We start from the raw sequence: 23,009 nt of genomic DNA on the forward strand, positions 1-23,009 counted from the left end.
CGGGGCGCTCGTTCACGTCGCCTGGATGCCGTCCTCCGGCTCCTCGCGGAAGGTCAGGCGTCGCTGGATGACGTCCCGCGCCGTCTGCGTCATCGTCGTCCCTCGCACGTAGGCCTGCGCACGCAACAGCGCCAGGGCGTCGTCCACCGGGAGGCCCAGCTGCGCGACGACGAAGCCCGCCGCCTGGTGGATCTCGGCGCGTTCGGCCCACGACTCGACGAGCGCGCCGTCCTCCTGCTCCAGCCGTTCGGACAGGGCGGCGGCGAGGATCCCGGCGACGAGCTCGGCCGACTCGGGGTCCAGGGCGGTCGGTCGCTCTCGTTCCCACAGGGTGAGGACACCGACCGTGCTCGCGCGCTGCCGCACCGGAACGGCGTGGATGACGACGGGCCGGTCCTCGATGAGGTGGCGGAGGTCGAGCAGGGGCCACCGCGCGTCGCGGCCGCCGTCCGGTCCGACGACCAGCCGCTGGTAGCGGGAGGAGGTGAAGGCGTCGGTCCCCGGGCCCTGCTGGACGACCTCCTGCGCGGACTCGAGGGCCTCGGCCACGGAGTCGGTCACCGCCAGCGTCATCCGGGCGTCGGCCCCGTGGCCGAGCGTGAGCGCTCCGCCCTCGCAGCCGAGGAGGTCTGCGGCCGCGCGGCACAGGCGCCTGGCGAACGGCTCGCCCCGGTCGTCCTCGGCGATCCTGCGGGCCAGCTCGGTGAGGAGCAGTGGGAGGTCATGCACGGCGACGGGGCGTGCGACGGAGGAGCGGCAACCGGGTCACGCAGATCCCGTACCCCGTCGGACGCGGCGCACGCGTCCTGACGTGGTCCGCATGCCGCGTGGGGTCAGCCTCCGGCTGTCGGGTCGTCATCGAGCGCACGTGTCGTTTCCGGGGGGCGTGACCGGGTACCACGGCGTCGTTCCAGGTCGCCAGCCCACAGGAGGTTCCATGTCCCAGGACGCCATCGTCATGCTCAAGGCGGACCACAAGGAGGTCCGGGCGCTGTTCCGCGAGTTCCAGAAGTCCTCGACGACCCCGGCACGCAAGGAGCAGATCGTCCGCAAGGTCATCGAGCTCCTGACCGTGCACACCTACATCGAGAACGAGGTCATGTACCCCCGCGTCCGTGCGCTCGTCCCCGACCTCGAAGAGGACGTCCTGGAGTCCTACGAGGAGCACCACGTCGCCGACGTCCTCGTCATGGAGCTGGACGCGATGGACCGCGACGACGAGCGCTTCGAGGCCAAGGCCACCGTCCTCATCGAGAACGTCACGCACCACATCGAGGAGGAGGAGCAGGAGTGGTTCCCGAAGGTGCGCGAGGCACTCGGTCGCACCACCCTCCAGGAGATCGGCGCCGAGCTCGCCGAGGCCAAGGAGCGGGCACCCCGCCGCCCGGAGCAGCCCGGTGCCGTGAAGAAGACCGTCGACGCGCTGACGAGCTGAGCGCGACCGGCCCGGGCGCGGCGACGGTCGTCGTCGTGCCCGGCCTGGGTCTCGACGCGCGCTCCTGGAGCCGGGTCTGGCCCTACCTCGACGGCCCGAGCACGGCGGTCACCCTGCCGACGATGGGCCGGGCGGCGAGCACCCTCGACGACCTGCGCCCGGAGGCGCTCGCCGTGCGGCTCGTCGAGCAACTCCCACCATCGGGCCCGCTCGTCCTCGTGGGCCACTCGGCGTCCTGCCAGGTCGTTGGGGAGGCGCGCCGGGACGACCGGGTGGTGGGCGTCGTCCTCGTCGGCCCGACGACGGCACGGTGGATCGCGTCGTGGCCGGCCATCGTGGGTCGGTGGAGCCTGACGGCCGTCCACGAGCACCTCTGGGAGATCCCCTTGGTGGGTCCCCAGTACCTCCGCACCGGCCTGTGGACCATGGCCCGGGGGATGGACCGCATCCGGCACCACCGCCTCGACCGCGCGCTTGCGGTGGGAGGCGTCCCCATGGCCGTCGTCCGGGGCGGGCACGACCGTATCGCCGACGCGGCGTGGTGCCGGCACCTCGCGGCAACGTGCGTCGACGGGTCGGTGACCACGGTGCCCGGAGCCGGTCACATGGTGCCGCTCACACACCCCGCCGCCGTTGCTACGGTGGTCGAGGAGATGCGGAGACGCGTGGCCGTGACGGTCAGAGGGTTTGACGGCGGCGATCCGGGGCAGAGGCGCAAACGAGGTGCACACCCATGACAGATCAGTCGAACGAGGCCGAGGCGACCGTCGAGGCGACCGCCCGGCTGGACGAGCAGCTGCGCGCCATCGCCGCGAGGATGACCAAGGACGACCGGCCCATCTCCCCGGACGGGGTGGTCGAGGTGGCCCTGCTCGCCGTCCCTCACGCCCAGCACGTCGGTGTGACCCTGCTGCGGGCCGGCCGGGCGCCGAAGTCGGCCGCCGCCACGGACGAGGTACCCGACTCCCTCGACCAGCTGCAGTTCGCCCTGCGGGACGGCCCCTGCCTCGACGCCGCGACCGGACCACCGGTCGTCACCGCTCCGGACCTGGAGCACGACGGGCGCTACCCGACGTACGGCCCGCGCTGCGTGGAGGAGACCGGCATCCGGTCGATGCTGTGCCTCCGGCTGCCGCTGGGCGGGGAGGACCACGCCGGGCTCAACTTCTACTCGAGCGAGCTCGACGCGTTCTCCGACGAGGACGTCGCCGCCGGATCGCTCCTGGTCCCGTTCGCGGCGCTCGTGATCGAGGCCGAGCTGCGCCGCGAGGACGTGAGCAACCTGACGACCGCCCTCGAGAGCAGCCGCGTCATCAGCGGCGCGGTCGGCATCCTCATGGCGACCCACCGGCTCTCCCGCGACGACGCCTTCGCCGTGCTCCGCCGCACGAGCATGGACCTCAACCTCAAGCTGCGAGCCGTCGCCGAGCACGTCGAGTTCACCGGGGACCTGCCCGAGCCGCCCGCCCGGGGCAGATGAGCGCGGCGCGGCGCGCGCCGCGCGGTGCCGACGAGGGCGCGGGCGCCCGGACCGAGGGGACCGCGAGCCGCCCGCTCCTCGTCGACCACGGCGGCACGCGCCTGGTGGCCCACGACACCGGGGCCGGGCACTGGCTCCCCGAGCTCCACGCCGGCGAGGTGGCCGAGGCGGTGCGAACGCAGGTGTCGGCAGCGCCGGTGGCCGCCCGGGGCGGGGCCGTGCCCTAGTCGCCGTCCGCGGAGGGGTGGCGCCGTCTCCGGTCCAGGCCGAGCAGCCCACCACCGCTCCACGGTCCCCGGACCGCGTCGTGCTCCGCGGGCTCGACGACGTTGCCGCTCGTCGGGGGGAGCGGACCACCCGCGAGCGCGAGGCGTGACATCAGGGGCCCGACGAGGCGGTCGAAGACCGGTGGGAGCAGCTCGTGCCCGAGGGTCATCAGCGCGTTGGCCAGCCCGACGGACTCCTCCCCCCGCCGGCGGCGATCGGCCGCCCGGAGGACGGCCGCCGCGACCTTCTCGGGCTGGTCGACGGGAACGGGGGGCCGGGCGGCGGTGCCCGAGTAGTTGCCCGCGACGGCGTACACCGGGGTGTTCGTTGCTCCGGGTGCGACACCGACCACGCGCACCCCCGGCCGGTCGGCCATCGCCTGCGAGATCATCCGGGTCAGGCCCCGGACCGCCCACTTCCCGGTGCAGTACGTGACGAGCTGGGGCACGCTGATCCGCCCGAGCACCGACCCCACGACGACGAGCACCCCGTCGTCCCGTTCGCGCATGGACGGCAGGACGGCGCGGGCGACGTTGGCGGTGCCGAGGACGTTGACCTCGACGACACGGTCGAAGACGTCGGCGGGTACCTCGAGGAAGGTGCCGAAGGTGATGACGGCGGCGGCGTGCACGCACACGTCGAGCCGGCCGTGTTCCTCGAGCGTCCGGTCCACGGCCGCCTCGACGGCCGCCCGCTCGGTGACGTCGGCCGGCTCGACCGTGCACGAGGCCGCCCCCCGGGCGATGCACTCCTGCGCCACCCGCTCGAGGACGTCGCGGCGCCGCGCGAGGAGGACGAGGTGCGCGCGGCGACCTGCGTAGGCGTGTGCGGTGGCGCGCCCGATGCCGCTGGAGGCCCCCGTGACGAGGACGACCCGTGGCTGCTCGCCGGGTGCGCCCGCGGACGGGTCGGCGGGCAGGGCAGCGGCCCCGGAGGGGCTCGTCGGTGACACGGTTCGGTCCTCTCGTCGGGGGAGCGGCGCCGGGTGCCGTCCCGGAGGCGTTCCCGGTCCCCGTACCCAGCCGGGCGTGTCTGACCAACCCTCGACAACCCGGCCCGTGCAGGCCGGGGTGCCGGGTGGGCCGGCTGTCTGACCCACCCGGCTCCGGTCTGCTACCCACCGGTGGCGGCGCTACGCGTTCTCGCTGGTCCGGGTCCCGCAGCGCGCCGATCCTGAGGACGCCTCGAACGGTTGCGCGTCGGCTCGGCCCCGCGAGGAGCCGCGGTTTGGTAGGTGTGGAGGATGGCGACCGACACGACCGACCTCGGGGTGGCGCTCGACATCGACGGCCGGCTCACGGAGGTCGAGCGGACCGTCGACGTCCTGCTCAACGTCTCGCCCGTCAACGCGGCCGAGGCCTGGACCGACTTCGAGCGCAGCGACTTCGCCGTGGCCCCCACCCTGCGGCTGCGGCCGCTGGAGTTCGACCCCGACCTCGTGCGCCGCGACCTCTTCGACCTCCGCGTCGAGGACGTGGAGGACCCGGCGCTGCACACGTTGCTGCGGGCCAAGCGCGACGAGCTCGCCCGGATCGTCACGGCGCTGGAGGACCGCGACACCTCGCGGTTCGTCTACGGGTCGCTGCAGCTCTACGGCGGTGTCTCGGAGGCCCTCTCGGCCTCGGCCGAGCACCTGCTCCGGACCATCCCGCACCAGGCCCCGAGCACCGAGAGCGTCACCGCGGGCGCCTTCGCCGAGGCCGCCCGGGCCGAGTTCGAGCGCTACCGCGAGAACCACCCCGACTTCCCGGTCGCCTACGAGGTGCGGGCCGACGTCGCCGAGCTCATGGTCTCGTTCGGGCGGCTGCTCATCCCCGAGGCGGCCGCCATCCGGGCCGACCGGGTCGACCCGCTCCTGCACCACGAGGTCGGGACCCACGTCGTGACGTACCAGAACGGCGCCCGCCAGCCGTTGCGGCTCCTGACGATCGGCCTGCCGGGCTACGACGAGACGCAGGAGGGGCTCGCCGTGCTCGCCGAGTACCTCACCGGCGGGCTGGACCCGCGCCGCCTGCGTGTCCTCGCGGCGAGGGTCGTCGCCATCGAGCGCCTCCTCGACGGCGCCGGTTTCCTCGACATCTTCGAGGGCCTCCGCGCGGACCACTCGATCCCGGCCCGGACGGCGTGGTCGATCGCGATCAGGGCGGTCGTGGGCGGTGGCTCGGTCAAGGACGCCATCTACCTGCGAGGCATCGTCAGGCTCCTCGACGCGCTCGCCGAGGGGCTGGACCTCGAGGTCCTGCTCGTCGGCAAGCTCTCGCTCGACCACGTGCCACTGGTCCAGGACCTGCTGGACCGCGGTGTCCTGCACCCGCCCTGGATCCGGCCGCGGTGGCTCGACGTCCCGGGGGCGCAGGAGCGCCTCGAACGCCTGCGGTCCGGGCTGGCCGTGACCGACCTCTACGAAGGGGAGACGACGGCATGAAGATCGCGTTCCTCGTGACCGACGTCCCCACCGAGGTCGACGAGTACACGACGACCCGGCTCGCGCGAGCGGCAGCCGCGGCCGGCCACGAGGTCTGGTACCTCGGAGTCACCGACGTGGAGGTCGGCGCCGGCGAGGGGTACCTCATGGGCCGCGCCCGCGCCGCGCACCTCGAGGACCGCGACACCCTCGAGTCGTTCATGGAGCGCATCAAGGAGCAGGAGCCGCAGCGCGTCGTCCTCGACGGCCTCGACGCGCTCTTCATCCGCAACGAGTCGGTCGACGACCTGCAGGACCGGCCGTGGGCGGCCCCGCTGGCGCCGGTCTTCGGCCAGATGCTCAAGGCCCGGGGCGTGACCGTCGTCAACGACCCCATGTCGCTGATCCGCGCCACGAGCAAGCTGTACCTCGAGGAGTTCCCCGAGCAGGTCCGGCCGCGCTCCCTCGTCACGCGCGACCCGGCGGCCATCGAGCAGTTCGTCCGCGAGGTCGGCCACTCGGTCGTCAAGCCCCTCTACGGCGCCAAGGGCCGCAACGTCTTCATGGTCGAGGACGAGAACGAGGCCAACCTCGCGCAGATGACCGAGGCGGTCCTCGCCGACGGCTACGCGGTCGTGCAGGAGTTCGTCGACGGCGAGGAGGAGGGTGACGCCCGGATCTTCGTCCTCGAGGGCCGCATCCTCGAGCGCGACGGCAGGTACGCGGCGTTCCGCCGCGTGCCGACGGGGAACGACCCGCGCGCCAACATCAGCGTCGGCGGGCGGTCGGTGCCCCTCGAGGTGGGCGAGACCGAGCGTGCCATCGTCGCCGCGATGGCCGACAAGCTCGTCGCCGACGGGATGTTCCTCGTCGGCATCGACGTCATCGGAGACAAGGTCGTCGAGATCAACGCCGAGAGTCCCGGCGGGATGCAGAGCGTCGAGCGGCTCTACGACGTCGACGTGGGCCCCGTCGTCATCGACGCGCTGGAGGCGCGCACGGGGAGCCGGTGAGTCGGGGCGACGACAGTGGCCGCGCCGGGGCCTACTCGTCGGAGCGCGAGCGCAGCGCCGAGTTCTCCTCGCGGAGAACGGTGTTGGCATCCTCGAGCTCAAGCACCATGGAGATCCCGGCGAGGTTGAGGCCGTCGTCGAGCAGTCCGGTGATGCGCTGCAGCCGCTCGACGTCATCGGCGCTGTAGAGCCGCGTCCCTCCGGGGGTCCGGTCGGGGGTCACGAGACCGCGCGCCTCGTAGGCGCGCAGGTTCTGCACGCCCGTGCCCACCATCCCCGCCGCGACGGAGATGCCGTAGACGCCCTGGGCCGAGGGCGCCGACGCGCCGCGTCGGGTCCGTCTGCTGGTCATGTCCCCTCCGGGGGGTTGCGAGTCCGCGATGGTTGGTGCTATATCAAATTTATAGCGCACACCACAGATCCAGACGAGGATCCGTGGCCCCTCCGGGGGCATCACGACCAGATGGAGGTGATGACGATGCTGATGCGCACCGACCCCTTCCGTGAGCTCGACAGGATGGCCCAGCAGGCCTTCGGCTCCGTGGGGACCCTCGCCCGACCGGCCGCCATGCCGATCGACGCCTGGCGCGACGGAGACACCTTCCACGTCGAGCTGGACCTCCCGGGGGTGGACCCGGGCAGCATCGACGTCGACGTCGAGCGCAACGTCCTCACGGTCAAGGCCGAGCGGCGGCCGGCGTCGAACGAGCGCGAGCTGATCGCCGCCGAGCGGCCGCGCGGTGTCTTCAGCCGCCAGCTGTTCCTCGGGGACACCCTCGACACCGACGGCATCGTCGCCGACTACGAGCACGGGGTCCTGCGACTGCGGATCCCCGTCGCGGAGCGCGCCAAGCCGCGGAAGATCGAGATCGGGCAGCACGAGCAGCGACAGGCCATCTCCGCCTGACGAGCCCGGTGGCCGTGATGACGACCTCACCGGTCGGACCGGCGCGCGCGACCCGCGACCTTCGTGAGGCGGACGCCTTCGTCGACCTGCTGCTCTCCGACGACGACCTCGTGCGTGCCGAGTTCGACGCCATCGTCCGCGCCGAGCTCGACGCCGTCGTCGACGCCGAGTGGCCGGACCCACCGGCCACCCCGCGGTCGAGCGCGCCGGGGACGGGCCCGGAGGCCGGGCAACCCCTGCGGGTCGGCGCCACCCTCGCCGTGGGCTCCGACCCGCGGGTGGCCCGGCCCGCGCGGCAGCGTGGACCGCCCGACATCCGGCTGACGCTCTCCCGGTGTCACGCCGGGAGGGGAGGACGGGGCGCTCACCGGGTCCGGGACCCGGGGCGCCTCGCCGCCGCCCGGAGCGCGTCGGGGACGGCCGCGAACAGCCGGTCGGCCTCGTCGACGGTGCGGCCGATCGCCGTGACGCCGACCCGACCTTCGACGGCCAGCGCGGCCATCATGTGCAGGACGACGCCGACGCCCTGCTCGTGGTCGAAGGCCAGGCCGGCGTCCGCCACGGCCTCGATGGCCCGTCCGGGGTCCAGGCCGAGCCACACCGGGTCGACCACACCGTCGCTGGAGCGATAGCAGCGCGGCCCGCCGTCGTGCTCGGCCACCCACCGGCCCCGGTCGGCGTCGTAGCACCCGGGCACGAGGTGGCGCAGCGCCGCGAAGGAGTGGGACGTCCCACCCTTGCGCAGGTTGAGGTCGAGGGCGTTCAGCCGCCACCCGCCCGCGTCCTCGACGGCGACGAAGTCCACCGCCAGCCGCCCGACGGCACCGGCCCGGGCGAGCAGCCGGGCGACCGCGCTCACGTGGCGCGCCAGGTCGGCCGCGTAGGCGCTGTCGGCGGGGAACCGGCTGCCGACGAACTCCTGGCGCTGCGCACCGCCCAGCACCTGCTCGTGGGTGGCGAGGAGGCGGACGCCGCCGCCGGGGAGGAGGTCGACCTGGGCGCTGGGGCTGGTGACGCGCGGGCCGTCGACGAGCTCCTCGACGACGCCCCCCGCCGCCAGGTCGCGCAGGAACCAGTCGGGCGCACCGCGGAGCACCTGCGCGGCGAGGACCGCCTCGCCCAGCGGCTCGCCGCGGTCGTCGCGGGTCGAGACGACCCGGTTGCCGTCGCCCGACCCGCTGTCGTCCACCTTGACGACCAGGCGGTCGAGGTCCGGGCGGCTGCGCCGCATGCGCGCCACCGCCGCGGCGACGTCGGTGCCGTCGTGGACGCCCTCCTCCCCGCACGGGACGGGCACGCCGGCCTCGCGGAACAGGCGGCGCGCCGAGCTCTTGAAGCCGAGCGGCCACATCTGCGGGGCCGGCCCGTTGAGCGGGGCGTCGAGGGCGACAGCCACCTCGACCTCGGCCGCGGTGACGTTCCACGGCTCGACGAGGGCGACCCGCCCGCCGATCCGGTCGCGGAGCTCGGTGAGGAGGTCGGGCCGGTCGAGGAGCTTGGCCGCGACCCCTCGGGGGCTGTCGTCCGGCACGACGAGGCACGACAGCCGCCGGCGCACCCCCTCCGGCGCATGGGGGTCGGCGAGGCGGGCGTGGTAGTCGAGGACGACCTCGCCCGGGTCGCGGCTCGTCACCAGGACGACGTGCACGCCGGGGATCCGCCCGGCCTGCAGGGCGCCGAGGAGGAAGCGGTGCTCGAGGGCGGCCAGGCGCGAGCGGTAGTGGGACAGGAGAGTGGCGGACATGCTGTACGAGGGCAGGGCGACGACGACGTGCTCCACGGTCGAGCCCGGCACGTTGGCGTCCAGCGCGTCGCCCAACCGCTCCTGCAGACGCTCGAAGGCACCCACGAGATCAGGGTAGGGCTGGGCGGACCTGGGGCGAAGGGTTCGGCCCTCGCCGTCGACCGCTCCTGCCGGAGGTGTGCCGAACCACCCGGTGGGTACGAGGGTCGACAGATGGAGGACCCACGAGGAGGGAGGGAGACCCATGGCGTCCAGGCCAGGTGACACCCACGTCCGGCTGCCGCCCGACCACCGCTTCGAGCCCAAGGCGTCGCGCAACCCCGCGGCTCGGGGTCGGGCGCGCTCGGCCGTGCCCGACGACGTCCCGCCCGGTCGCGCCGGTGAGTGCCGTGAGGCACTCGGGAGGGTGGCCGCCGACCTGCTCCCTGGCTCCGCGGCCGGCGATGCCCTCGCCCACGTCACGTGGCAGCACGGCCTGCCCGACCTGGACGCCATCGCCGTCGTCGACCACACCGGCGAGCGGCCGGTGGTGGTGGGCACGAGCAGTGCCTCCGTCCTGGAGGCGCTCGGCCTCGAGATCCGCCTCGGGCAGGGTCCGGTCTCCTCGTGTGCCGCGATGGGGGAGGCCGTCGTCTGCCGCGACCTCCGCCACGACCGCCGGTGGACGGCCTTCGGTCGCACCGCCGACGCGCCGGCCCTGCCCTTCCGGCGCTGGGCGGTCCTGCCGATGGGCCTACCCGGCGAGCGCCCGGTCGGGTCGCTCGTCCTGGCCGCGGTGCGCCCGGGGATCGTGACGCCCGCCGAGCTGGCCACCATCGGGTCACTGGCCGACCGCGGTTCGCTCACCCTCACCGCCCACCTCGGGGCCGGCCGCGAGGCCCGAGCCGTCCTCGCCATGGACGACGTCCGCGTCGTCGCGATCGCGGTGGGTCGGCTCATGGAGGCGCACGGCCTCACCGAGGCCGAGGCCCTCACGTGGCTGAGGGACCGTCAGGAGGCCACCGGCACCCGGCTCGTCGACGTGGCAACACCGGTGGCCGAGGCGTCGCCGTCGACCGGGCCCCGTGGCCACGGCGCCGTCGCCGACCCGGCGGTCCACCGACGACAGGCCGACCGACCTCTCGCCGACGGCTGAGCCGACCGGCTCCACCGAGCGCCCGGCAACCGTGTGGGCGGGTGCAGGCGACACTGGTCCCGTGACCGAACCGCCCGCTCCGTCTCCGACCGACGTCACGGCCGTCGTCCTCGCCGGCGGCACCTCGCGCCGCTTCGGGTCCGACAAGCTCGCCGCCCCGTTGCGAGGGTCGACGGTGCTCGGTGAGACGCTCGGCGGGCTCGCCCCGGAATGGGCCGTCGTCGCGGTCGGCCCCGCACGCCCCACCGACCGCTGGGTGACCTGGACGGTGGAGGACCCGCCCGGCGGCGGTCCCCTCGCCGGCCTCGCGGCCGGGCTCGCCCTCGTCACGACCACGCTCGTCGTCGTCCTCGCAGGGGACGTGCCCGACGGCGGGCCGGCTGCGGTGGAGCTCGTCGAGGCCCTCCGAGGGGGTCCCGCCGAGGTCGACGCCGTCGTCGCGACCGATCCCGACGGTGTCCCCAACCCGTTGCTCGGCGCGTACCGGGTGGCGGCCGTCCGGGCCGTGCTGCCCGACACCGCCCACGGCCGGCCGGCGAGGCTCCTGCTCGACCTGCGGCACACCGAGATCCGCGTCGCCTCCGGGATCTCCGACGTGGACACCCCCGCCGACCTCGCGCGCCTGGGCGGTTCCCGGGCGCGCCGGGGAGGACGTGGCACCCCCACCTGACGCCGAACCCTCGCAGCTTCGACACCGCGGTCGGATCCTGAGCGTCCGGGAAGAATCCCTGCACCTCGCCCCCGGGCGGGAGTACCCTCCCGAGGAAGACACCCGCGCGACCCTGACGAGCGCACCTGTACGGGGAAGGACTGCGTTCATGAACCGGAAGAGCACCGGTCGTCCTGGTGCCTCCGACGTGCGGTCGGAGGGGGACGTTCGAAGGGCCGCCGACGACCGGACGGTCGGCCACGACGGCTACCGCCACGAGGCCCTGTTCTGGTACGGCCTCGACGACTTCCTCGCCGCCACCGTGCCGTTCGTGCTCGACGGTCTCGAGGCCGACGAGGCGGTCATGGCCGCGGTCGCCCCCTCCCACGTCGCGCCGCTGCGCGATGCGCTGGGCCCGGCGGCGTCCGGGGTGCGGCTCGTCGACATGGGTGAGATGGGCGCCAACCCGGCCCGCATCATCCCTGCGTGGCGCGACTTCGCCGACGCCCACGCCGGCCGGGTGATGCGCGGTGTCGGAGAGCCGATCTGGTCCGGCCGGCGCGCCGACGAGCTCGTCGAGTGCCAGCTGCACGAGGCGTTGCTCGACGAGGCGCTCCCGTCCCACACGCCGTTCTGGCTCCTCTGCCCGTACGACGCCGACGCCCTCGGGGACGCCGTGCTCGCCGAGGCCCGACGCTCGCACGGCACCGTCGACGGCAGCCCGACCGGGCTGCGCGACGGCGGCCACCCGGCGCACCTCTTCGCCGCCGAGCTGCCCTCGGCGCCGGCATCGGCGGTCGTGGTGGCCTTCGACCGCGCCGGCCTGGCCGACGTCCGGAGGATGACCGAGGAGTGGGCGGCCGCCACCGGGTTCAGTGCGGTGCGGGTCGAGGACCTCGGGCTCGCGGTCCACGAGGTCGCCGTCAACAGCGTCGAGTACGGCGGCGGCCGGGGCGACCTGCTGCTCTGGGTCGAGCCGGGCGCGCTCGTCGTCGAGGTGCGGGACGCCGGGCGGATCGACGACCTCTTCGTCGGCCGCCGGGTGCCCGCGTGGGACGACGACCACGGCCGCGGGCTCTGGCTCGCGAACCAGCTCTGCGACCTCGTCCAGCTCCGGTCCGGCCCCACGGGGACGACGGTCCGCATCCACACCTGGCGCTGAGGGCGGCGGCCCCTCACCCGTCCCGGCGGGGGCCCGTCAGTCGTTGAGGCCGGCGAGCTCGAGGACGGCCTCCGGGTCGTCGAGGTCGGGCGTCGCGAGGAAGACCGTCGACACGCCCGACGCGGCGAGGGCGGCGTGCCGGTCGCGGTGCTGCGCAACGGTTCCCGCGTTCCGTCGGGAGGCGAACGTCGCGGCTGCCGTCCGGCCGCGGTGACGCTCGACCCGGGCCCACACGTCGTCTCGGTCGCGCCCGACGACCGCCAGGTCGAGGACGGTCACGGCGACCTCCTCCGGCGCGCGGCCGACGTCGGCGCAGTGTCGCCGCAGGACCTCGACCTTGTGGCGGAGCACCTCCGGGTCGGAGGTCACGAGGTTGCACGCGTCGCCGAGCTCGGCGGCGATGCGCAGGGTCCGGCGCTCCCCTCCTCCGCCGACGACGACGGGAAGCGGCCCCGTGGGGCGCGGGTACGACGTCGTCTCGGGCAGCTCGATCCCGGGTGCGGCGAAGGCCTTGGTCCCGGGGGCCCACAGCGCCCGCAGGACGCGGATCGAGAGCTCCAGCTCGTCGAGCCGGGCCCCCGCGGGCGGGAAGGGCAGGCCGAAGGCGGCGTGCTCGCGCTCCCACCACCCGGCCCCGATGCCGAGGAAGGCGCGCCCGCCGTTGAGGGCCGAGAGCGTGGCCGCCGCCTTCGCCGTGATGCCCGGCTGCCGGAACGTCACCGGGGTGCACAGCGGCCCGAGGCGCAGCCCGGTGCCGAGGCCCGCGAGCGACCCCAGCGCCACCCACGGCTCGGGGATCGGGTCCCACGCCCGGCCGACCTGGGGGACCTGGACGAGGTGGTCCATGAGGGCGAGCCCGGCGAACCCGGCCTCGTCGGCGGCCAGGGCGATGCCGCGCAGCCAGCCCATCGGGTCCTCGCCCCAGGGGAACCGCGCGACCTGGAGGAGGACCTCGACCCCCGTCGAGGCGGTCCGGTCCGGACCGTCCGGTGCCGTGACATCGCGGCCCGTGGCCCCGGGCGCCGGCGCGGCGGGGGCGTCCCCCGGCTCCGTGACGACGTCGTCCCAGCCCTCGTCGGCGACCTCGGCGACGACCTCGCGCACCCGCCGGAGCTGCTGGTCGAGGACGGCCGCCGGCACGGGCCGGTCCCGGGACGCGTTGCGGCGGCGGCACTCCTGCGCCGCGGTGTCGAGGACGACGACGACCGCCGGGAGGCCGGCGCCCCGTGCCGCGGCCAGCCAGGCCCGGCGTCGCCCGGCATCGAGGCCGAGGGTGTCCACGACCGTCGTGAGGCGTCGACCGACGCGAGCCGCCACGACCGCCTCGAGCACGGCGAACGCGTCGGCGGAGGCGTCGAGGTCGTGCGGTCCGCTGCCGACCACCCCGCGCAGGGCGTCGGAGGAGACGACCTCCTCCGCGCGGTAGCGCCGGCCCGCCCAGGTGGACTTGCCCGACCCCGAGGCGCCGACGAGCACGACGAGGGCCGGGTCGGGGACCGTCATGCCCGGCAGTCTGCCGGACCCCGTCCGGCCCGCGTCCCGCCCGGGTCGAGGTGTTCGGCCGGTGCCTGGTGCCGCCGGATCACCTCGACCGGTCGGTGCGCGACGGACGGTGACGCGTCACGGACATGCGGCTAGCCTGACGGCGTGGTGCCCACACCCTGGCTCTCCGCCGAGGAGCAGCGGCTCTGGCGTGCCTGGCTCGCCGCGGGCAGCGCCCTCTCCGCCGCCCTGCACCGCGACCTCCAGGCCGACGCCGGGCTCTCCCTGCCGGACTTCGACGTCCTCGTCCGGCTCACCGAGAGCGAGGAGGGCCGCGTGCGCGTCTCCGAGCTGGCGCGCGCCCTCGACTGGGAGCGCAGCCGGCTCTCGCACCACGTGACGCGGATGGAGCGGCGCGGCCTCGTCGCCCGCGACGACTGCGTCGACGACGGCCGGGGCGCCTACGTCGTCGTCACCGAGGCGGGACGCGCCGCCATCGAGGACGCCGCGCCGCACCACGTGCGGACCGTCCGCCGCCTCTTCGTCGACGTCCTGACCCCGCAGGAGGTCGCCGCGCTGACGCCCGTGCTCGAACGGGTGCTCGACGGGCTCGCGGGGGACCGGGACGCCCGGCGCTGACCCCCCGGCACCTGCGTCGTCCACAGATTCTCCCGAACACCGGAATGTCACGGAACGGTCTCGCTACCGTGGACGGCCTCGCCCTGCCCCGATCCGAGGACGTCCCCGTGCCCCACCTTCAGCCGTCCCGTCACGTCGGTCGCCACCGTCCGGCGCGCCCGGCCGCGCGACGGCCCGGGCGGTCCGTGACGGCGCTGCTTCCCACCGTCACCGCGGCGGCCCTCGTCCTGGGCTCGGGCGGCGTCTCGCTCGCCCAGACGACCGCCGGCGACCGGGTGGGGGTCACGACCACCGGCCCGGCCCCGGTCATCGACCTCAGCGTCGAGGAGGCCGTGGCCGTGGCCGTCGAGGAGGCGGCCGGTGCCGCGACGACCAGGGACCTCGCGCAGCGCCGCAGCGAGGCGGCGATCCAGGTGTCCGCGGTCCGCGGCGGGGCCGAGGCGCGCGTGCGGGCCGCCCGCGACGCCAAGCGCAAGGCGGTGGCCGAGGCCAAGCGCAAGGTCGCCGAGCGCAGGTCCCGGGAGAAGGCGGCTGCCAAGGCCAGGGCCAGGGCGGAGGCCAAGGCCAGGGCGCAACGCCAGCGCACCCGGTGGGTCGAGCCGATCCGCACCGGACGCCTCACGTCCGACTTCGGCCCACGCTGGGGCAAGACCCACGACGGCCTCGACATCGGTGCCCCCACCGGCACCCCGCTCTACGCGATGTCGAGCGGCACGGTGATCCTCTCCGACGAGGTCTTCAGCTTCGGCAACAAGCTCGAGATCCGCTACTGGGACGGCACCGTCTCCTGGTACGGCCACCTCAGCCGGCGCCTCGTCCGCACCGGCGAGACCGTCCGCGCGGGCGAGCTCGTCGGGCTCGTCGGCAACACCGGCCACTCCTTCGGGTCGCACCTGCACCTCGAGATCCACCCGAGGGGAGGGGACGACCCCGTCGACCCCCGGCCGTGGCTGGCGCGCCGGGGGATGTCCGTCGGCTGAGGCCCTCCTCAGGCGACCGGCGGGTGCGCCCGCCCCGCCGAACCTAGACTCCCCCCATGGCGCCCCGGCTCGGTCTGCGCAGCCGCATCCTCGCGCTGACGATGCCGGTCGTCGTCCTCGTGAGCGCCGCCATCGCCGGCATCGTCTACACCTCCCTCGGGCAGGTGTTCGACGTGTCGGCCCGCGAGATCGCCGTGGCCGAGGCGCTCGAGCTGCGCGCGGACATCGGCCTGCACACCGTCGACGAGCTGCAGCAGATCCACGTCGGCGACCTCACGACCCGCGTGTCCCAGGTGGTCCGCCCGGACGGCCGGATGGTCGTCACGTCGGACGCGCGGGCGGGCGGTCCCATCGCCGACCCGGCGCTCGCGCGGGGCCAGGTGCGCTCCGAGCTCGTCTCCGCCCTGCCCGGCATCGGCGAGGGCCGCTACGCCGTCGCCGCGGCCGACGGGACCGGCGCCGACGGCGAGCGCTACACCGCGATCGTCGCGGTGCCGACCCGCGTGGAGACCACGGCGCTCGGCCGGTCCATGGAGTTCGCCCTCATCGGCGCCACGGGGCTGGTCGCCCTCCTCGCCGCCGTGACGACCTTCGCGGTGGGGCAGGCCCTGCGACCCGTGGACCGGATGCGCGACCAGATGGACGCCCTCGTCGCCTCGCGCCCCGCCCCGGGCCTCGAGGTGCCGCCCGGGCGCGACGAGCTCTCGCGCCTCGCCGAGACGCTCAACGTCGTCCTCGAACGGCTCCGCGAGGCCGACGCGGCCCGTCGCGCCTTCGTCGCCGACGCCGGGCACGAGCTGCGCAGCCCCCTCGCGACGATCCGCGTCCTCCTCGACCGGCTCGGGGAGGACCGCCCCCTCGCGGAGCGCACGGGGACGGCGAACCGGGCGTCGGCGGAGGTCGACCGGCTCTCGGTCCTCGTGGACGACCTCCTCGCGCTCGCCTCCGCGGACGAGCAGCAGGGTGCCGCCTCCCGTGAGGACGTCGACCTCGACGACGTGGTCGTCGGCGAGGCCGGAGCGCTGCGGGCCCGAGGCCTGCCGGTCGAGGTGAGCGTCGAGCCGGTCCGCGTCACCGGCGACCCGCACCGCCTCGGCCGGGTCGTCCGCAACCTGCTGGAGAACGCGGCGAGGCACATGGACCGGCAGGTCCGCGTCGTCCTGGACCGTGAGGGCGACCTCGCGCACCTCGTCGTCGACAACGACGGGCCACCGGTGCCGGAGGAGGACCGGGAGCGCATCTTCGGCCGGTTCGTCCGCCTCGACGACTCACGGACCCGCGACACCGGGGGCACCGGCCTCGGCCTCGCGATCGTCGCCGAGATCGTGCGGGCCCACGGGGGCAGCGTCACCGCCGAGGAGACGCCGGAGGGGTGGTGCCGCTTCGCGGTCAGGATCCCGGTCGAGGCTCGATCGGGTTGAGGCGGTAGCCCATCCCGCGCACCGTCTCGAGCGACTTCGTCTCGAAGGGCGCGTCGATCTTGCGGCGCAGGTAGCCGATGTAGACCTCGACGACGTTGTCGGCGCCGGGGTAGTCGCTGTCCCAGACGTTCTCGAGGATCTCGCTCTTGCTCTGCACCTGCCCGGCCTTGCGCATGAGGTGGTGGAGCAGGGCGTACTCCCGGGCGGTCAGCTGGATCTCGCGGCCCTCGCGGGTGACCCGCCGGGTGGTGGGGTCCAGGCTGAGGCAGCCGACGGTGAGGGCGACCGGGCGCTCGGGGGCGCCGCGCCGCGAGAGGGCCTGGAGGCGGGCGAGGAGGACCCGCGTGCTGAACGGCTTGGTCACGTAGTCGTCGGCGCCGAGCTCGAAGGCGTCGGTCTGGTCGAACTCGCCGTCCTTCGCGGTGAGCATGAGCACGGGGGTCCACACCTTCCGCCGGCGCATGTGCTTGAGGACGTCGTAGCCGTTGAGCGAGGGCAGCATGATGTCGAGGACCACCACGTCGTACTGCCCGAGCAGCGCCATCCGCAGCCCGTCCCGGCCGTCGGCGGAGTGGTCGACGACCCAGCCCTCCTCCCGGAGGGCGTCCTCGAGGGCGTCCGCCAACGGGCGCTCGTCCTCGACCAGAAGAAGCCTCACGACATTTCCCGCTTTCTCAGGGGAATCTCAGCGGTCTGGCTGTAATCTACTCACCACGTCGAGGGTTTGCCGCTCAAGCGCGCCCCGGCCCCCGGAACCGGCGTCCGGGAGATGCGAACCCCCTGCACGCATCTCCCGGACGCCTTTCGCGTGTGTCCGAGTTGTGATCCCGCCGGACCTGCCGACCCGTGCGGCGCCCGTCCTACCGTGGTGCCACGCCACCGCGGAGGGAGAGTCCCGTGTTCGACACCGTCGCCGGGTTGCCGGTCCACGTCCTCGTCATCCACGCCGTCGTCGTGCTGGGGCCCCTCGCCGGCGTGGCCGGGGTGGCCTTCGCCGCCCTCCCGTCCCGTCGGGCCCTCCTCGCGTGGCCGCTCCTGGGGCTCGCGGCGGTCGCCGCGCTCACCGCGTTCGTCGCGACCCAGAGCGGCGAGGCCCTCCAGGCCCGGCTCGCGAGACTGGGGCTCGGCGAGGACGTCCTCGCGGCCATCGGGGAGCACTCCGAGCGCGGTGAGCAGGCGCGCAACGTCGCCTTCCTCTTCCTCGGGCTCGTCGTCGTGGCCGTCGTGCTCCTGCGTCGCCGGTCGGCGGGACGGGAGGACGCGGGCGGGCCGGGTGGCGCGCTCGAGACCGTCGTCGCCGTCGCGGTGGGTCTGGCCGGGGTCGCGGTCATCGTGCTCGTCGTGCTGGCGGGCCATTCCGGGTCGACCGTCGTGTGGAGCGACATCATCGGGAGCTCGACCGCCGGATGACCTCCGGACGACGGAATCCGTGGTTCACGCCGGTCGTGGGCGCGGATAGGATCGCGCCATGATCGAGCAGCGACGGATCCTCGCGACATCCATCCCCGGCCCGGCCTCCCGGGCGATGCAGGCCCGCAAGACGGCCGCCGTCTCTGCAGGGGTCGGTACCGGGCTGCCCGTCTACGTCGTCGAGGGCGCGGGCGGCATCGTCCGCGACGTCGACGGCAACCAGCTGATCGACTTCGGCTCCGGCATCGCCGTGACGACCGTCGGCAACGGCAACCAGCGCGTCATCGACGCCGTGACGGCGCAGGTCAACGCCTTCACGCACACGTGCTTCATGGTGACGCCCTACGACTCCTACGTCGCGGTCTGCGAGAAGCTCAACGCCCTGACGCCCGGCGACCACGAGAAGCGCTCGGCCCTGTTCAACTCCGGCGCCGAGGCCGTCGAGAACGCCGTGAAGATCGCCCGGCACGTGACCGGCCGCCCGGCCGTCGTCGCGTTCGACCACGGGTACCACGGCCGCACGAACCTCACGATGGGCCTCACGGCGAAGAACATGCCGTACAAGCACCGGTTCGGGCCGTTCGCCGGGGAGCTGTACCGCGTGCCGATGGCCTACCCGTACCGCTGGCCGGGCGGGGCCGACCGCTGCGCCGAGGAGGCCCTGCGCGTCATCACCGACCAGGTGCACGCACAGGTCGGTGAGGAGAACACGGCGGCCGTCATCATCGAACCGATCCAGGGCGAGGGCGGGTTCATCGTGCCCCCGGAGGGGTTCCTGCCCGGGCTCGCCGAGTGGTGCCGCGAGCACGGCATCCTCCTCATCGCCGACGAGGTCCAGTCCGGCTTCTGCCGCACCGGCGACTGGTTCGCCTGCGACCACGAGGGCGTCGTCCCCGACCTCGTGACGACCGCCAAGGGCATCGCCGGCGGCATGCCGCTCGCCGCGGTCACCGGCCGCGCCGACGTCATGGACGCCGTGCACGCCGGCGGGCTCGGCGGCACCTACGGCGGCAACCCCGTCGCCTGCGCCGCGGCGCTCGCCTCGATCGAGTCGATGGAGGAGGACGACCTCGCGGGCCGCGCGCGCGAGATCGGCGAGGTCCTCCTCGACCGACTCGGCCGTCTCGCCGAGAAGTACGACGAGGTCGGTGACGTCCGCGGCCGCGGCGCGATGATCGCGATGGAGCTCGTCACCGACCCGGAGACCAGGGAGCCGGCCGCCGCGCTGACCTCGGCGGTCAACAAGGGCTGCCACGAGCGCGGGCTCATCACGCTGACCTGCGGCACCTACGGCAACGTCTTCCGGTTCCTGCCGCCGCTGTCGATCTCCGACGAGCTGCTCCACGAGGGCCTCGACGTCCTCGAGGAGGCCTTCACGGCCGCCGTCGGCTGAACGCCCGGGGTGCTCGCCGTCCCCCGAACCTAGAATCGGCCGGTGACCCGTCCCGTTCTTCGCCAGGTGCACACCATCGGGCGGCGCCGGGCGTGGGTCATCTGGGTCGTGGGCCTGTCGGTCTATGTCCTCGCCGTCTTCCACCGGACCTCCCTCGGGGTCGCGGGGCTGCTCGCGGCCGAGCGGTTCGACATCAGCGCCGCCCAGCTGTCGACGTTCACCGTCGTCCAGCTCGCGGTCTACGCGGCGATGCAGATCCCCGTCGGGGTGCTGCTCGACCGGTTCGGGTCGAAGCGGCTCATGCTCGCCGGGCTCGCGCTCATGACCGGCGGCCAGCTGTGGTTCGCCTGGGCGGGGTCCTTCGAGGCCGGGCTGGCCGCGCGCGTCCTCCTCGGGGCCGGCGACGCGATGGTCTTCACCTCGCTCCTGCGCCTCGTCGCGGTGTGGTTCCGGGTCAAGCAGGCACCGTTCGTCACCCAGCTGACCGGGGTCGTCGGCCAGCTCGGCGCCATCGGGGCCGCGACGCCCCTCGCCGCAGCGCTGTCGACCTGGGGGTGGACCCGCTCGTTCGCGTCGGCGGCCTCGGTCGGGCTCGTCCTCACCGTCGCCCTCGCCCTCCTCGTCAAGGACTCGCCCTACCGCGGTGAGGCGGTCGAGCGGATCAAGGTGCGGGCGCTGGCGCGCACCCTCGCCGAGGTGTGGGGCAACCCGGGCACCCGGCTGGGCCTCTGGGTCCACTTCACCTCGCAGTTCGGGGCGACCGTGTTCACGATGCTCTGGGGCTACCCGTTCCTCGTCCGCGGCGAGGGGCTCGACCCCGGCACCGCCTCGCTGCTCCTCGTCGTCATGACGGTCACGGCGATGGCGTTCGGGCCCGTCGTCGCCGCGTTCACCTCCCGGGTGCCGTACCGGCGCAGCCAGCTCGTCCTCGGGATCGTGTGCGCCATCGCGACCGTGTGGGCGGTCGTCCTCCTCTGGCCCGGGCGCGCCCCGGTGTGGCTGCTCACCGTGCTCGTCGTCGTCACCGCGGTCGGCGGCCCCGGGTCGATGGTGGGCTTCGACCTCGCGAGGACCTTCCACCCGTCGTCGCGGCTGGGCCGGGCGACGGGGGTCGTCAACGTCGGCGGGTTCACGGCCTCGCTCGTCGCGATCGCCCTCATCGGCATCGTCCTCGACCGGCTGGCACCCGGCGGCCCGGACACCTACACGCTCGAGGACTTCCGCCTCGCGATGTCGGTGCAGTTCCTCTTCTGGGGGCTCGGGATCGTCCAGCTCGTCCGGTACCGCCGCAAGAGCCTGCGGTACGTCGAGGACGTCGACCCGGCCGCCCTCGAGGCGCTGCGCCGGGGCGACACCCTGCTCCCCGGCATCTCCCGCGAGCCGGACGCCTGACCCGCGGACCTCCCTGACCTCCACTTTCCCGCCTGATGCCGGAACCTTCGGTTCGGGTGCCCAGGTTGAGGGGGGTGGTGTTCACGAGGTGTTCGGCCGTCGTCGGGGTGTCGGTCACGGCGGGCCGCAGGCGCTTTGGCAGAATCTCCGTGACCGGGCCACGTATGAGATGGCCCGGTCATCCATCTCCCGACCCTCCTGAACAGCCCCCGTGTCAGCCGACGGCGTAGCCGCCGCTGGGCGCCTCGCAGTAGGTGTACGGCCCGCCGGTGCGCCCGTGGTACTGCAGGAGCGCCGTCCCGACGCGCAGGATGAGCAGCTCTCCCTCGATCGTCGCCTGGGTGTAGGACATGTCCGCCTTCGGGCAGCCGAGTGAGCCGTCGTTCCACGTCACGGGGGTGAACGCCGCGACGTCGACCTGGTCGGACGTCACCCGCTGCCGGTCGGCAGCGTCCTCGAGGGCGGCGGCCACGGCAGGGCGCTCGCGCACGTCGTCGGGGACCGTGCCGCCGGTGGGCAGGGCCGGGGTCGTGGGGGAGGCCGGGGGCGGGGCGGGGGTGGCGCTCGCCGGGCTCGTGGGGCTCGGGCTCGAAGAGCCCGGGGTGGTCGGGGTGCTCCCGCAGGCGGTGGTCAGGGCGAGGCCGGCGAGGGCGACGGCGGCGAGCACGGCGCTGGCGGGTCGGGACATGTCGGCTCCTGCTGGTGGGAGGTCTTCCAGTACCTAGGCGTCCCGCCGGGGCGCGTGGTTCCGTCGCCGGTGCTCAGCGCAGGACGTGGCGGCCGATGACGAGGCGCTGGATCTGGTTGGTGCCCTCGAAGATCTGCGTGACCTTGGCCTCGCGCATGAAGCGTTCGGCGGGGAAGTCCTGGGTGTAGCCGGCCCCGCCGAGCACCTGGACGGCGTCGGTGGTGACCTTCATGGCCGCGTCGGTGGCGACGAGCTTCGCGACGGCGGCCTCCTTGCTGTACGGGCGGCCCGCGTCCTTGAGCCGGGCCGCGTGCAGGTAGGTGGCGCGGGCACTGGTGACCGCGGCCTCCATGTCGGCGAGGAGGAAGGACAGGCCCTGGAACTCGCCGATGGCCCGGCCGAACTGCTTCCGCTCCTTCGCGTACCCCGCCGCGAGGTCGAGCGCCGACTGGGCCAGCCCGGTCGACGCGGCGGCGATGCCGAGGCGCCCGGCGTCGAGCGCGGAGAGGGCGATCGCCATCCCCTGGCCCTCGGAGCCGATGAGCCGGTCGGCGTCGACGCGGACCTCGTCGAACATCACCTCGCGGACGGTGTCGCAGTGCAGGCCCATCTTCTTCTCGGGTGTCCCGAAGGACAGGCCCTCGGCGTCGGCGGGGACCACGAGGCAGGACAGCCCCCTGCCGCCGTCGTCGGACGTGCGGGCGAAGGTCGTGTAGTAGTCGGCGTGCCCCGCGTGGCTGATCCACGCCTTGCGGCCCTTGACGACGTACTGGTCGCCGTCGCGGGTGGCGCGCGTCGTCATCGAGGCGATGTCGCTGCCGGCGAGGGGCTCGGACAGGCAGTACGCGCCCAGCTGCGCGCCGGAGAGCATGCCGGGAAGGAGGGCGGCGCGCTGCTCGGCGCTGCCGAACGTCGTCACGGGGAACGCCGTGAGCGAGTGCACCGACACCCCGACGGCGACGCTCATCCAGGCCGAGGCGATCTCCTCGACGACCTGGAGGTAGACCTCGTAGGGCTGGCCGTACCCGCCGTGCTCCTCGGGGTGCGGCAGCGACAGCAGGCCGGCCTCGCCGAGGACGCGGAAGGTCTCCGTGGGGAAGGACTCGTCGACCGCCGCGGCGCGCTCGGCCTCGTCGACCTTGGGTCGCAGCTCCTTGGCGCAGATCTCGCGGGTCAGGTCGATGAGGTCCTGGCCCTCCTCGGTCGGCATCAGCCTCGTCGCCACCATGGGCCGAGGGTACCGAGGTGCTCGGACGTCCAACAAAACGTCGCGCCCGCCCCTGCCCTTCCTCACGACGTGGGTGAAGACCGTCGCCCGGCCGACGATCTTCACCCACGTTCGCCCGTGGAGGAGGGGAGAGGGGAGAGGGGAGAGGGGACACAGGAGAAGCAGCCGGGAGAGGGCGGG

24 protein-coding genes are annotated in these 23,009 nt (G+C 74.2%); 16 read left to right on the top strand and 8 right to left on the bottom strand.

Features of this window, described 5'->3' with window-relative positions; translation table 11 throughout:
* Positions 1-12: 12 nt before the first annotated feature.
* Entirely contained in the window at positions 13-729 is a 717-nt protein-coding gene (locus tag ACK8HX_RS08410) for an ANTAR domain-containing protein (protein WP_411940231.1), read from the bottom strand.
* 208 nt (positions 730-937) lie between these two features.
* Between ACK8HX_RS08410 and ACK8HX_RS08415 the strand changes: the two genes are divergently transcribed.
* Genes ACK8HX_RS08415 through ACK8HX_RS08430 form a run of 4 tightly spaced genes read left to right on the top strand, consistent with a single transcriptional unit; the run spans position 938 to position 3,142 of the window.
* Positions 938-1,435, top strand: a complete 498-nt coding sequence (locus tag ACK8HX_RS08415; RefSeq protein WP_411940232.1) for a hemerythrin domain-containing protein — start codon at positions 938-940, stop codon at positions 1,433-1,435.
* A 35-nt stretch (positions 1,436-1,470) separates the two neighbouring features.
* On the top strand, positions 1,471-2,172 hold the full coding sequence (locus ACK8HX_RS08420) for an alpha/beta fold hydrolase (RefSeq protein WP_411940233.1): 702 nt from the start codon (positions 1,471-1,473) through the stop codon (positions 2,170-2,172).
* Entirely contained in the window at positions 2,169-2,915 is a 747-nt protein-coding gene (locus ACK8HX_RS08425; RefSeq protein ID WP_411940234.1) for a GAF and ANTAR domain-containing protein, read from the top strand. Before ACK8HX_RS08420 ends, ACK8HX_RS08425 begins: the two co-directional genes overlap by 4 nt.
* The gene (locus ACK8HX_RS08430; RefSeq protein WP_411940235.1) at positions 2,912-3,142 is read left to right on the top strand and encodes a hypothetical protein; all 231 of its coding nucleotides are present in this window, start codon (positions 2,912-2,914) and stop codon (positions 3,140-3,142) included. Before ACK8HX_RS08425 ends, ACK8HX_RS08430 begins: the two co-directional genes overlap by 4 nt.
* Here the strand turns inward: ACK8HX_RS08430 and ACK8HX_RS08435 are convergent.
* Positions 3,139-4,134, bottom strand: a complete 996-nt coding sequence (locus ACK8HX_RS08435) for an SDR family NAD(P)-dependent oxidoreductase (protein ID WP_411940236.1) — start codon at positions 4,132-4,134, stop codon at positions 3,139-3,141. The two genes, ACK8HX_RS08430 and ACK8HX_RS08435, sit on opposite strands and share 4 nt — an antisense overlap.
* Positions 4,135-4,425: 291 nt before the next feature.
* On the opposite strand from ACK8HX_RS08435, the gene ACK8HX_RS08440 reads away from it, so the two are divergent.
* Both ACK8HX_RS08440 and ACK8HX_RS08445 read left to right on the top strand, forming a co-directional pair.
* On the top strand, positions 4,426-5,607 hold the full coding sequence (locus ACK8HX_RS08440) for a flavohemoglobin expression-modulating QEGLA motif protein (protein ID WP_411940237.1): 1,182 nt from the start codon (positions 4,426-4,428) through the stop codon (positions 5,605-5,607).
* Positions 5,604-6,599, top strand: coding sequence for an ATP-grasp domain-containing protein (locus ACK8HX_RS08445; protein WP_411940238.1), 996 nt, complete (start codon positions 5,604-5,606; stop codon positions 6,597-6,599). Before ACK8HX_RS08440 ends, ACK8HX_RS08445 begins: the two co-directional genes overlap by 4 nt.
* Positions 6,600-6,630: 31 nt before the next feature.
* Here ACK8HX_RS08445 and ACK8HX_RS08450 read toward each other — a convergent pair whose 3' ends face one another.
* A complete protein-coding gene (locus ACK8HX_RS08450) occupies positions 6,631-6,951 on the bottom strand; it encodes a MerR family transcriptional regulator (protein ID WP_411940239.1) in 321 nt (106 codons plus the stop codon).
* A 126-nt stretch (positions 6,952-7,077) separates the two neighbouring features.
* Here ACK8HX_RS08450 and ACK8HX_RS08455 point away from each other — a divergent pair, with 126 nt between their 5' ends.
* Positions 7,078-7,506 carry an Hsp20/alpha crystallin family protein gene (locus ACK8HX_RS08455; RefSeq protein WP_411940240.1) on the top strand — a complete coding sequence of 143 codons (429 nt, stop codon included), beginning with the start codon at positions 7,078-7,080 and terminating at the stop codon, positions 7,504-7,506.
* A 364-nt stretch (positions 7,507-7,870) separates the two neighbouring features.
* On the opposite strand, the gene ACK8HX_RS08460 is transcribed toward ACK8HX_RS08455, so the two are convergent.
* Positions 7,871-9,355 (bottom strand): peptide ligase PGM1-related protein, encoded by a 1,485-nt coding sequence (locus ACK8HX_RS08460; RefSeq protein WP_411940241.1) that lies wholly within the window; start codon positions 9,353-9,355, stop codon positions 7,871-7,873.
* A 139-nt stretch (positions 9,356-9,494) separates the two neighbouring features.
* On the opposite strand from ACK8HX_RS08460, the gene ACK8HX_RS08465 reads away from it, so the two are divergent.
* From ACK8HX_RS08465 to ACK8HX_RS08475, 3 genes are all read left to right on the top strand, one after another.
* Positions 9,495-10,385: a GAF and ANTAR domain-containing protein gene (locus ACK8HX_RS08465; protein WP_411940242.1), complete on the top strand. Its 891-nt coding sequence runs from the start codon at positions 9,495-9,497 to the stop codon at positions 10,383-10,385.
* A 61-nt stretch (positions 10,386-10,446) separates the two neighbouring features.
* On the top strand, positions 10,447-11,055 hold the full coding sequence (locus ACK8HX_RS08470) for an NTP transferase domain-containing protein (protein WP_411940243.1): 609 nt from the start codon (positions 10,447-10,449) through the stop codon (positions 11,053-11,055).
* Between the two features lie 148 nt (positions 11,056-11,203).
* On the top strand, positions 11,204-12,196 hold the full coding sequence (locus tag ACK8HX_RS08475; protein WP_411940244.1) for an anti-sigma factor RsbA family regulatory protein: 993 nt from the start codon (positions 11,204-11,206) through the stop codon (positions 12,194-12,196).
* A 36-nt stretch (positions 12,197-12,232) separates the two neighbouring features.
* Here ACK8HX_RS08475 and ACK8HX_RS08480 read toward each other — a convergent pair whose 3' ends face one another.
* A complete protein-coding gene (locus ACK8HX_RS08480; RefSeq protein WP_411940245.1) occupies positions 12,233-13,699 on the bottom strand; it encodes an LLM class flavin-dependent oxidoreductase in 1,467 nt (488 codons plus the stop codon).
* A 144-nt stretch (positions 13,700-13,843) separates the two neighbouring features.
* Here ACK8HX_RS08480 and ACK8HX_RS08485 point away from each other — a divergent pair, with 144 nt between their 5' ends.
* The 3 genes from ACK8HX_RS08485 to ACK8HX_RS08495 all read left to right on the top strand — a co-directional run bounded on the left by ACK8HX_RS08485 (position 13,844) and on the right by ACK8HX_RS08495 (position 16,718).
* Positions 13,844-14,317 carry a MarR family winged helix-turn-helix transcriptional regulator gene (locus tag ACK8HX_RS08485; protein WP_411940246.1) on the top strand — a complete coding sequence of 158 codons (474 nt, stop codon included), beginning with the start codon at positions 13,844-13,846 and terminating at the stop codon, positions 14,315-14,317.
* Positions 14,318-14,502: 185 nt separating this feature from the next.
* Positions 14,503-15,297, top strand: a complete 795-nt coding sequence (locus tag ACK8HX_RS08490; RefSeq protein WP_411940247.1) for a M23 family metallopeptidase — start codon at positions 14,503-14,505, stop codon at positions 15,295-15,297.
* A gap of 56 nt (positions 15,298-15,353) precedes the next feature.
* On the top strand, positions 15,354-16,718 hold the full coding sequence (locus ACK8HX_RS08495) for a sensor histidine kinase (protein ID WP_411940248.1): 1,365 nt from the start codon (positions 15,354-15,356) through the stop codon (positions 16,716-16,718).
* Here the strand turns inward: ACK8HX_RS08495 and ACK8HX_RS08500 are convergent.
* Positions 16,687-17,376, bottom strand: coding sequence for a response regulator transcription factor (locus tag ACK8HX_RS08500; RefSeq protein WP_411940249.1), 690 nt, complete (start codon positions 17,374-17,376; stop codon positions 16,687-16,689). The two genes, ACK8HX_RS08495 and ACK8HX_RS08500, sit on opposite strands and share 32 nt — an antisense overlap.
* Before the next feature lie 239 nt (positions 17,377-17,615).
* Here ACK8HX_RS08500 and ACK8HX_RS08505 point away from each other — a divergent pair, with 239 nt between their 5' ends.
* From ACK8HX_RS08505 to ACK8HX_RS08515, 3 genes are read left to right on the top strand one after another with little or no spacing between them, the layout of a single operon-like run.
* Complete coding sequence (locus ACK8HX_RS08505) at positions 17,616-18,128, top strand: DUF2231 domain-containing protein (RefSeq protein ID WP_411940250.1); 513 nt, start codon at positions 17,616-17,618, stop codon at positions 18,126-18,128.
* A gap of 58 nt (positions 18,129-18,186) precedes the next feature.
* Positions 18,187-19,521 carry a 4-aminobutyrate--2-oxoglutarate transaminase gene (gene gabT, locus ACK8HX_RS08510; protein WP_411940251.1) on the top strand — a complete coding sequence of 445 codons (1,335 nt, stop codon included), beginning with the start codon at positions 18,187-18,189 and terminating at the stop codon, positions 19,519-19,521.
* Positions 19,522-19,563: 42 nt separating this feature from the next.
* On the top strand, positions 19,564-20,913 hold the full coding sequence (locus ACK8HX_RS08515) for an MFS transporter (protein WP_411940252.1): 1,350 nt from the start codon (positions 19,564-19,566) through the stop codon (positions 20,911-20,913).
* Positions 20,914-21,127: 214 nt separating this feature from the next.
* Here ACK8HX_RS08515 and ACK8HX_RS08520 read toward each other — a convergent pair whose 3' ends face one another.
* Positions 21,128-21,601 (bottom strand): hypothetical protein, encoded by a 474-nt coding sequence (locus ACK8HX_RS08520; RefSeq protein WP_411940253.1) that lies wholly within the window; start codon positions 21,599-21,601, stop codon positions 21,128-21,130.
* Between the two features lie 73 nt (positions 21,602-21,674).
* A complete protein-coding gene (locus ACK8HX_RS08525; RefSeq protein WP_411940254.1) occupies positions 21,675-22,829 on the bottom strand; it encodes an acyl-CoA dehydrogenase family protein in 1,155 nt (384 codons plus the stop codon).
* Positions 22,830-23,009 lie beyond the last annotated feature (180 nt).

It is taken from the genome of Oryzobacter faecalis, from assembly GCF_046764005.1.
GTDB lineage: Bacteria > Actinomycetota > Actinomycetes > Actinomycetales > Dermatophilaceae > Oryzobacter > Oryzobacter faecalis.